This window comes from Pseudoxanthomonas winnipegensis (genome assembly GCF_004283755.1).
Taxonomy (GTDB): Bacteria; Pseudomonadota; Gammaproteobacteria; order Xanthomonadales; family Xanthomonadaceae; genus Pseudoxanthomonas_A; species Pseudoxanthomonas_A winnipegensis.
In genome coordinates, this window is the sequence record NZ_SHMH01000009.1 from 243,995 (window position 1) to 252,598 (window position 8,604).

The window sequence follows — 8,604 nt, forward strand, 5'->3', positions numbered from 1 at the left end:
AGTCCGGCGGCACCGCATCCGCCATGCTCAGAACGTGGTGCCGATCGCCATTACCACGTTGTCGTGATCGGCCAGCACGTCGTAGGGGTTGTCGCCCAGGTAGTTGGTGTAGGCCACCGAGGCGAAGGCGTTGCCGGCGAACTTGGCCGCCAGCCCCAGCGACACCGTCTTGCGGTCCTGCACCAGGGTGGCGTCCACCGCGTAGCCGTGCACGTCCTGGCCCCAGGTCAGGCTGGGCGACAGCGTGGTGCTGCCCACCGCGTAGTTGAGCTGGCCACGCACGCGATAGCCCCAGGCCATCTTGGTGAAGTAGCCCTTGTTCACGCAGCCCTGCGGGTTCTGCACCGCGCCGCAGCTGCCGTCGAAGCCCTGCGGCGAATAGCCCCAGGCGAAGCCACGGCCATAGCGCGCGACATCCAGCCCGGGCAGGTCCACGTGCTGCCAGGCCGCCTCGCCGACGATGACGCCGCTGCTGGCGCCCAGTACCGGGCCCAGCGTGCGCGCGACCGAGGCCTGCGCCTGCCACTTGTCGAAGCGGTCGTAGCCCTTGAGCAGGAAGCCCGGATCCTGGCCGGCGGTGCGCCCGCCGACCGGCCCGCCGTTGCGGGTCAGCGCGGCGAACATGTCGGCGGTGTTGATCTGCACCGGCAGGTCCTGGGTGAAGCTGACCTCGCCGGCGAACTTCCACGCCCCGGCCTTGTGCGAGGCCGACAGGCCCATCAGGGTGAGGTCCTCCGGGTACTCCCACGACTCGGTGATCGTGGACAGGCGCTGGGACAGCTGCGCGTAAGCCAGCGGCACGCCGTCGGCCGTCATGCGCGCGACCAGGGTCGGATCGGCGTTGGCCATGTTCGGCGTGGTGGCGTTGAGGATCGGCAGGCGCGAGTTGTAGCGCATCCAGTACAGGCCCAGCTCGGTGGCGATGGGCTTGATCGTGTAGTGCGCCGCCACGCCGTACTGGCCGCTGTCCTTGCCCTCGATGTCGCGCCCGCGCGGCAGGTAGGCGCCGACAGCGTTCATGTAGCCATCGCTCAGCCACTGCCCCGCACCGGGCGAATAGGCGTTGATCGGGTAGTAGGCGTTGGACTGCAGGCCCGAACAGCCGTTGTCGATGCCGATGTCCGCGCCGGACCAGAACGTGCCGCACGGATCCAGCTCGGTCGGGCGCCACTTCCACTGGTAGAAGGCCTCCACCGACACGCCGTTGTCGAAGCTGAGCTTGTTCCACCACAGCTCCACCGGCAGCTGGGCCTCGGTGGCCGGATCGGTGCCGGGGCGGCGCAGCGTGGTGTAGTCGTAGGGATTGACCTGGTTGACGCCCTGGAAGAACACCCCCTCGCCCCACTTCACCCGCTGCTTGCCCAGGCGCGAATCCCACGTGGTGGTTTCGCCCAGCTTGAAGCGGCCGTAGACATACGCATCCAACAGCATCGCCCCGGAGAACTGGTTGGACTGGGAGAAGTCGTGGTCGCTCAGCGGCGCATTGCCCTTGAAGCCGCTGGGCTGGTTGCCCTGCGGCACGTCGTTGTCCTTCAGCGCGGTGTCGTACCAGGCGCGGCCACTGACGGCCACGCCGAGGTTGCGCCACTTCAGGTCGACCGCGGTGCTGAGCTTGAACAGCGAGGAATACACGTCGCCGGCACCGTAGTTGAGGTTGCCGTCGTCCGCGGTATCGGCGCCATCGCCGCCCTTGGCCACGCCGTCGGACCGGAAGCCCTTGCCGACCAGGTGCTCCGAACGGCCGGTCGTGCGCACGCCCATGCCGTAGGTCGCGCGCGTGGTCCAGGTCCCGGTGACCTCCCCGTCGGCGAGCTTGAATTCGGCCGCATGCAGGGGCGCGGCGATGGCGGTGGCCAGCAGGCACAGCACCGGCACGCGGCGGCACGTGCGGGAGCGGGCGTTCGAGAGCGTCATGCGCGTTACCGATCCGTTAAAAACGGCGTGCTTTATAACACCGAAGACAGGCGCCGCCGCGCATGGTTGCAGCGGTGACCAACCCGCGGCCGGCACGCGCCCGGATCAGCCCGCCAGTTGCGCGGCCTCGATCACATGGCGCCCGGGACGCGCATTCAAGGCCGCATCGACCAGCGCCGCGGCGACGCCTTCGGCGGGGCTGGGCCGGAAGCGGCGCGGCAGCACCGGCGAGAGGGCGTGCAGGACCAGGCCGGCGAGGTGTTCGCCGGTGCGGCGCTGCGCGCGCTCGCCCTCGATCAGGCCGGGGCGCACCAGGGTCAGCGACGTGTAGCCCAACGCCTCCAGGTCGCGCTCCACCTCGCCCTTGACCCGGGTGTAGAAGAAGCGCGAGGCGACATCGGCGCCGGTGGCCGAATTCAGCGCATAGGCCAGCGCCCCGCCGGACAGCGCATGGCGCGCGATCGCCACCGGATAGTCGTGATCCACCCGCCTGAACGCCGCGCGCGAACCGGCCTGGCGCATCGTCGTACCCAACGCGCAGATCACGCTGTCCACCCGCCACCAGTCCGCATCGGCCGGCAGCGCGTCGAAATCCACCACCGGATTGAACAGACGGACGTGGGTCATCGGCAGCGGGCGGCGGGTCGGCGCCACCACCCGCGTGACCCGCTCGTCGAGCAGCAGCTGCGAGAGCGTCAGGCCGCCCACCAGCCCGGTCGCACCCGCCAACAGCACCTGCGTCATCGGGTGCGCCCTGCCCGGGGCCGGCTCAGGCATTGACGTCCACCACCACACGCCCGCGCACCTTGCCGGCGAGCAGGTCGTCGGCCACCTGCGGCACCTCGGCCAGCGCCACCTGCCTGGTGACCGACGCCAGCAAGGCCGGGTCCAGGTCGCGGGCCAGACGCTGCCACGCGGTCTCGCGCAGCGCCTGCGGCGCATCGACCGAATTGATGCCCGCCAGGGTGACATTGCGCAGGATGAAAGGCGCCACCGTCGTCGGCAGGTCCATGCCCTGGGCCAGCCCGCAGGCGGTGACCGTGCCACGCTCGCGGGTCTGCGCCAGCACGTTGGCCAGGGTGTGGCTGCCGACGCTGTCCACCGCACCGGCCCAGCGCGCCTTCTGCAGCGGCTTGCCGGGCTCGCCCAGCGGGCCGCGTTCGATTACTTCGGCCGCGCCCAGCGCCTTGAGATGGTCGGCCTCGGCCATGCGCCCGGTCGAGGCGACCACGCGATAGCCCAGCTTGCCCAGCACGGCGATGGCGACCGAGCCCACGCCGCCATTGGCGCCGGTGACCAGCACCTCGCCCGCATCGGGGGTCAGGCCGTTGTGCTCCAGCGCGAGCACGCTGAGCATCGCCGTGTAGCCGGCGGTGCCGATCGCCATCGCCTGGCGCGTGTCGAAGGCGTCCGGCACGCGCACCAGCCAGTCGCCCGGCACCCGCGCGCGCTGGGCGAAACCGCCGTGGTGGGTCTGGCTCAGCCCCCAGCCGTTGACCAGCACCGCATCCCCAGGCTTGAAGCCGGCATGCGCCGACGCGAGCACATGCCCGGCCAGATCGATACCGGCAATCAACGGGAACACCTGCATGATCGGCGCCCGGCCTGTCACCGCCAGTGCGTCCTTGTAATTCACCGTGGAGTACTCGACCGCGACGGTGACATCGCCCTCCATCAGCTCGCCGTCTTCCAGCGTCACCAGCTCCGGCTGTACCGCGCCGTCGCGCTTGTTCACCAGCAAGGCCTTGAATGCCATGACCCATCCTCCGACCGAAACAGGGCCCCATGCTAGCCAGCGCGGCGTGAGCAAGGAATTGGTCAGCCGCGTACCGCGCTCGCTAGAATCACTGCATTGCACGAAGCAATGCCATCGCCAGACCGCCCACATGCCAGGATCGGCGCCGCTCGCCACCGCCTTCGCCTCCCCCTCGACGCCGCACGGTCGCGTGAACCTGCTGTGGCCGGGGCTGGCCCTGGCCAGCCTGGCGACCTTCGTCGCCGTGACCGTCGTGGTCCACCTGCTGCGCTCGGATCTGGATGCGGTGCGCAACCAGATGAGCCTGTATCTGATCGGGCCCTGGGGCCATCTGCTCCAGTCCGCCTACTGCGTGCTCAGCGTCGGCATGCTGGCGCTGATCTTCGGGCTGCGCGGCAGCCTGCATCCGCGCGCACGCGGCCGGATGCCGATGGCGCTGTTCGTGACCGCCGCGCTGGCCCTGTGCATCACCGCCTATGCGTGGATGGACATGCCCGGCGCGCACACCACCGTGCAGGGGCGCATCCACGTAGGCGCGGCGAGCACGGCCTTCGTCTGCGCCACGGTCGGCCTGATGTGGCAGGCCCACGACTTCCGCCACGATGCCTACTGGCGCGCGCACCGGCGCTGGGCGCTGCCGTGGGCGGCGCTGTGCTTCCTGGCGATCTGGGCCATGGCCTGGTGCCCACCGCCGCTGACCGGACTGGGGCAGAAGTCGGTGATCGTGCTGATCCTGGGCTGGCTGATGGCCGTGTCGCTGTGCCTGGTGCGCCGCGGGCGCGGCGCCGGCACCGCCTGACCGAAGGCCTTCAGTGCGCGGCGGACTTGCCGCGCAGCTTGCCGACCAGCTGCACCACGCCCAGCACGATCGCGCCGGCCAGCACGCCGATCAGGGCGTTGTAGAGCATGCCCGCCACGCTGGCGGCCACCCCGCTCAGGCTCAGGCCTTCGATGAGGTGATGCAGCGGGCCGATGTTGTGCACCAGGATGCCGCCGCCGACCAGGAACATCGCGATGGTGCCGGCGATGGACAGGAACTTCATCAGCAACGGCGCGGCCACCAGCAGGCCGCGGCCGATCGATGCCAGCGCGGCGCCCTTGCGCGACAACCACAGGCCCAGATCGTCCAGCTTCACGATCGCCCCGACCAGGCCGTACACGCCGACGGTCATCAGCAGCGCGATCAGCGCCAGCACGATCACCTCCTCGACGAAGGTCGGCGGCGGCGTGCGCTCGCTCAGCACGCCCAGCGAGAGCACGATGATCTCGGCGGACAGGATGAAATCGGTCCGCACCGCGCCCTTGATCTTGCCCTTCTCGAACGCGACCACGTCCACGCGCTCATCGGCCAGGGCGCGCGCCTCCTGCGCGTGATGCGCGGCGTCCTCGTCCTTCGAATGCAGGAACTTGTGCGCGAGCTTCTCCACGCCTTCGAAGCACAGGTAGGCGCCGCCGATCATCATCAGATAAGGGATCGCCACCGGCAGCCAGACGCTGATCGCCAGCGCCACCGGCACCAGGATCGCCTTGTTCAGCAGCGAGCCCTTGGCCACCGCCCACACCACCGGCAGTTCGCGGTTGGCCTTGACCCCGGTGACCTGCTGGGCGTTGAGCGCCAGGTCGTCGCCGAGCACACCGGCGGTCTTCTTCGCGGCGACCTTGGTCATCACCGCCACGTCGTCGAGCATGGTGGCGATATCGTCGAGCAGGGTGAACAGGCTGGCTCCGGCCATTGTGCGGGTCGTCCTGAAGAGGGGGACAGGCATTGTGCATGCCCCCCCCATGTCTGCGCACCTGACTCACGCGTCATGTCCTAGGCTCGCAAGCCCCTCCCGGACAGGACCGACGCATGCAGCAGTTCCTCGGCGCACCGCGCGCCATCGTCGCCGACCTCCTCGACGCCAGCGCGCAGCTGATGCCGCTGCGGATGAGCGCACCCGATTCGGGCATGCGCATCGTGCTGCAGCCCGAGCCCGACGCCGCGAAGGTGGCGGTGCTCTCCGGCGGCGGCTCCGGCCACGAACCCGCCCATGCCGGCTTCGTCGGCCCGGGCATGTTGACCGGCGCCATCGCCGGCGACCTGTTCGCCTCGCCCGGTGTCGAAGCGGTCCTGGCCGCGATCCACGCCTGCCGCCAGGCGCCCGGCGTGCTGCTGGTGATCAAGAACTACACCGGCGATCGGCTCAACTTCGGCCTGGCCGCCGAACGTGCGCGCGCCGAAGGCATCGACGTGGCCACCGTGCTGGTGCGCGACGACATCGCCCTGCCAGATGCCGCCCAGCCGCGCGGCCTGGCCGGCACGGTGCTGGTGCACAAGTATGTCGGGCATCTGGCGGCGCAGGGCATGGCGCTGGCGCAGATCGCCGAACGCGGGCAGGCCTTCGCCGACCGCCTGCTGTCGCTGGGCATGGCGCTCTCCAGCGCCACCGTGCCCGGCCAGCACCAGGGCAAGCGCTCGCCCGAACTCGGCCTGGGCATCCATAACGAACCGGGCGCGCGCAAGGTCGATCCGCAGTCGCTGCAGGATGCGCTGGACCTGGTGCTCTCGCCGTTGCTGGAGGCCGCCGACGCCCGCCTGGGCGCCGACGCGCCGCTGGTGGTGTTTCTCAACGACCTGGGCGGCTGCTCCACGCAGGAGCTCGGCAGCCTGGCCAATGGCATGATCGCCCGCATCGGCCTGAAACGCATCGCCGTGATGGTGCGGCCGGCGGCGCTGATGACCTCGATGGACATGCACGGCTTCTCGATCACGCTGGGCCCGGCCCACGCCGACGTGCTCGAGGCCCTGCGCGCGCCGGTCGAAACGCTGGCCTGGCCCGGCGTCTCCACGCCGCGGCCGGTGACCTACTTCGAACCCGAGCGTCCCCAGTCCGAACATGCCCCCGGCAGCGGCCGTCGCGATGCCAGGCGCGCCAACGCGCTGAAGCAGGCCGCGCAGACCCTGCTTGCCGCCAAGGAGGAACTGGATGCACTCGATGCCAAGGTCGGTGACGGCGACGCCGGATCCACCTTCGCCCAAGGTGCCGCCGCCGTGCTCGCGGCGCTGGAGACCGACACGCTGAGCACCGGCGAACAGGCACGCCTGGCGCGGGAACTGGCAGCCCTGATCGAACACAGCATGGGCGGGTCCAGCGGCGTGCTGCTGTCGATCATGCTCACCGCCTCCGCGCAGGCGCTGGCGGAATCCGCGTCCTGGCCCGACGCGCTGGAGCGCGGCATCGCCCGCATGCAGGAGACCGGCGGCGCCCGCCAGGGCGATCGCACCATGCTCGACGCCCTCATTCCCGCCATCGCCGCGCTGCGCGAACGTCCCGGCGACCTGCAAGCCGCCGCGGCTGCGGCACGCGAGGGCGCAGCCGCCACGGCGACGATGCAGAAGGCCCAGGCCGGCCGCTCGGCTTCTGTGCGTGCAGAAGCGCTGGCAGGCGTGGTCGACCCCGGTGCGGAAGCGGTGGCGCGTGCCTTCGAGGCGTTCGCGCAGGCGGCGACCTCAGCGCGCAGCACTTGATCCGTGAAGCCTGCCGATTCGAACGCATCATCCATAGCGCTGCGTTCGCGAAGGACGCACCGCTGACCGCAGCCTCCGCGCCCACGCCAGGTCCATAACGCAGAACGGCCGGGCAATGCCCGGCCGTTCTGTTGATCTCACGAAGCGCTGCGGATCAGCGGCGGACGCACTGTTTCTCCACGACGCGATCGCCGTGATCGATCTGGTGGTTGCCCTGGATCGTGCGACCGGCCGCACCGCCGGCGATGGCGCCGCCGACCGTGGCCAGCTTCTTGCCGTTGCCGCCACCAATCTGGTTGCCCAGCAGACCACCCACCACGGCGCCCGTGGCGGTGCCCAGGATCCGGTTGGAATCCTTGCTGTTCTTGCGGACCTCGACGTTCTTGCAGACCACGCGCGTGCCGTCGTTGAAACGACGGCCCTCGTCCTGCGGCCCGTAGCGCTGGGCCATGGCCGAGGTGGCGATCCCCAGCAGACCAGCGCACACCATCAGGCGGGAAGCATGGATGTGGGACTTCTTCATGGCGAACCTCGCTTGCGTAACGATACGTGCGGCCATGAAGCCACCCGGCATTGCAATCTCCGGTGAAAAACAGGCGACCTGGCGCCACATGTTTAACGGCTGGACTGCATCGCCCGGTAACGCTCCCGCCGGCGCAGTAGTCCGCCGCCGAGCGATTGGCGGCCAGCCGCGGCCCTAGCGAGCGAGTTCCGGCGGCGGCCATGGACCGCCACTGCACGGAGCGTCGCGAAGTAAACCTGCTGTAACGGCTCCCAATCGCGTCACGAAGTCGTGCGGGAGCACCCGAGAAGCAGAGCAGGGCAGCTCAGCCGCTATGACCTTCACGCTCGTTAGCCGCGGCTTGGCCCCAGGGTGGCGTCAGGCGCGGCGCGAAGCGCGTGGCCGTTCAATGCCGGAGAGCCCCATCGGGAGCCCGTCATCGCATGCAGAGCGCTGCATCGGCGGCACGATGCGCTGCACCGCCTATCACGTGCGTGGCGCATGCGTCGCCGTCTGCTGCTGTCGGTGAATCGTCTTGCGCCTTTTCGCGGACGATCAACGCTATTAGCCGAACCTTAGAAGCAATCACTATCCGCGCATCTCATCTGCTTTGCACCGCGGGTACTGGGCTTCCGAGGTGCAGATCAGCCTCGAAGCAAGCCCACGGGCACCCTGCAACTGCCTATCGGCGCCTCGCCGCGCAGTTCGGGCGCGCCCGCTGCCGGGCGGCCGCTTTGCTTTTCTCAGGCACAAAAGAAGACCCCCTCAGATCGTTGGATCTGAGGGGGTCTGGGGTAAAGACCCTGGCGATGACCTACTCTTGCATGGCTTAAGCCACACTACCATCGGCGCAGCTGCGTTTCACTTCCGAGTTCGGGATGGGATCGGGTGGGACCACAGCGCTAATTTCACCAGGGAGACGGT

7 protein-coding genes and 1 rRNA gene are annotated in these 8,604 nt (G+C 69.5%); 2 read left to right on the forward strand and 6 right to left on the reverse strand.

Annotation, left to right across the window (positions count from 1 at the left end; translation table 11 throughout):
• Window positions 1-27 precede the first annotated feature (27 nt).
• The 3 genes from EAT51_RS17580 to acuI form a co-directional block, all read right to left on the reverse strand.
• Window positions 28-1,914 (reverse strand): DUF1302 domain-containing protein, encoded by a 1,887-nt coding sequence (locus EAT51_RS17580; protein ID WP_130516269.1) that lies wholly within the window; start codon window positions 1,912-1,914, stop codon window positions 28-30.
• Between the two features lie 105 nt (window positions 1,915-2,019).
• Window positions 2,020-2,658 (reverse strand): Rossmann-fold NAD(P)-binding domain-containing protein, encoded by a 639-nt coding sequence (locus EAT51_RS17585; protein ID WP_130516267.1) that lies wholly within the window; start codon window positions 2,656-2,658, stop codon window positions 2,020-2,022.
• A 25-nt stretch (window positions 2,659-2,683) separates the two neighbouring features.
• Window positions 2,684-3,670 (reverse strand): acrylyl-CoA reductase (NADPH), encoded by a 987-nt coding sequence (gene acuI, locus EAT51_RS17590; RefSeq protein WP_130516265.1) that lies wholly within the window; start codon window positions 3,668-3,670, stop codon window positions 2,684-2,686.
• 130 nt (window positions 3,671-3,800) lie between these two features.
• Between acuI and EAT51_RS17595 the strand changes: the two genes are divergently transcribed.
• Entirely contained in the window at window positions 3,801-4,469 is a 669-nt protein-coding gene (locus tag EAT51_RS17595) for a DUF998 domain-containing protein (RefSeq protein ID WP_165421959.1), read from the forward strand.
• Between the two features lie 10 nt (window positions 4,470-4,479).
• Here EAT51_RS17595 and EAT51_RS17600 read toward each other — a convergent pair whose 3' ends face one another.
• Window positions 4,480-5,403, reverse strand: coding sequence for a DUF808 domain-containing protein (locus EAT51_RS17600; protein ID WP_130516261.1), 924 nt, complete (start codon window positions 5,401-5,403; stop codon window positions 4,480-4,482).
• A 116-nt stretch (window positions 5,404-5,519) separates the two neighbouring features.
• On the opposite strand from EAT51_RS17600, the gene EAT51_RS17605 reads away from it, so the two are divergent.
• Window positions 5,520-7,178, forward strand: coding sequence for a dihydroxyacetone kinase subunit DhaK (locus EAT51_RS17605; RefSeq protein ID WP_130516259.1), 1,659 nt, complete (start codon window positions 5,520-5,522; stop codon window positions 7,176-7,178).
• A 154-nt stretch (window positions 7,179-7,332) separates the two neighbouring features.
• On the opposite strand, the gene EAT51_RS17610 is transcribed toward EAT51_RS17605, so the two are convergent.
• A complete protein-coding gene (locus EAT51_RS17610) occupies window positions 7,333-7,701 on the reverse strand; it encodes a glycine zipper 2TM domain-containing protein (protein ID WP_130516257.1) in 369 nt (122 codons plus the stop codon).
• Between the two features lie 780 nt (window positions 7,702-8,481).
• Window positions 8,482-8,596 (reverse strand): 5S ribosomal RNA (rrf, locus tag EAT51_RS17615).
• Between the last annotated feature and the right edge of the window lie 8 nt (window positions 8,597-8,604).

Excerpts from the sequence above, each read along its gene's own strand:
- EAT51_RS17580 (WP_130516269.1), bottom strand. The coding sequence starts at position 1,914 with ATGACGCTCTCGAACGCCCGCTCCCGCACGTGCCGCCGCGTGCCGGTG.
- EAT51_RS17585 (WP_130516267.1), bottom strand. The coding sequence starts at position 2,658 with ATGACGCAGGTGCTGTTGGCGGGTGCGACCGGGCTGGTGGGCGGCCTG.
- acuI (WP_130516265.1), bottom strand. The coding sequence starts at position 3,670 with ATGGCATTCAAGGCCTTGCTGGTGAACAAGCGCGACGGCGCGGTACAG.
- EAT51_RS17595 (WP_165421959.1), top strand. The coding sequence starts at position 3,801 with ATGCCAGGATCGGCGCCGCTCGCCACCGCCTTCGCCTCCCCCTCGACG.
- EAT51_RS17600 (WP_130516261.1), bottom strand. The coding sequence starts at position 5,403 with ATGGCCGGAGCCAGCCTGTTCACCCTGCTCGACGATATCGCCACCATG.
- EAT51_RS17605 (WP_130516259.1), top strand. The coding sequence starts at position 5,520 with ATGCAGCAGTTCCTCGGCGCACCGCGCGCCATCGTCGCCGACCTCCTC.
- EAT51_RS17610 (WP_130516257.1), bottom strand. The coding sequence starts at position 7,701 with ATGAAGAAGTCCCACATCCATGCTTCCCGCCTGATGGTGTGCGCTGGT.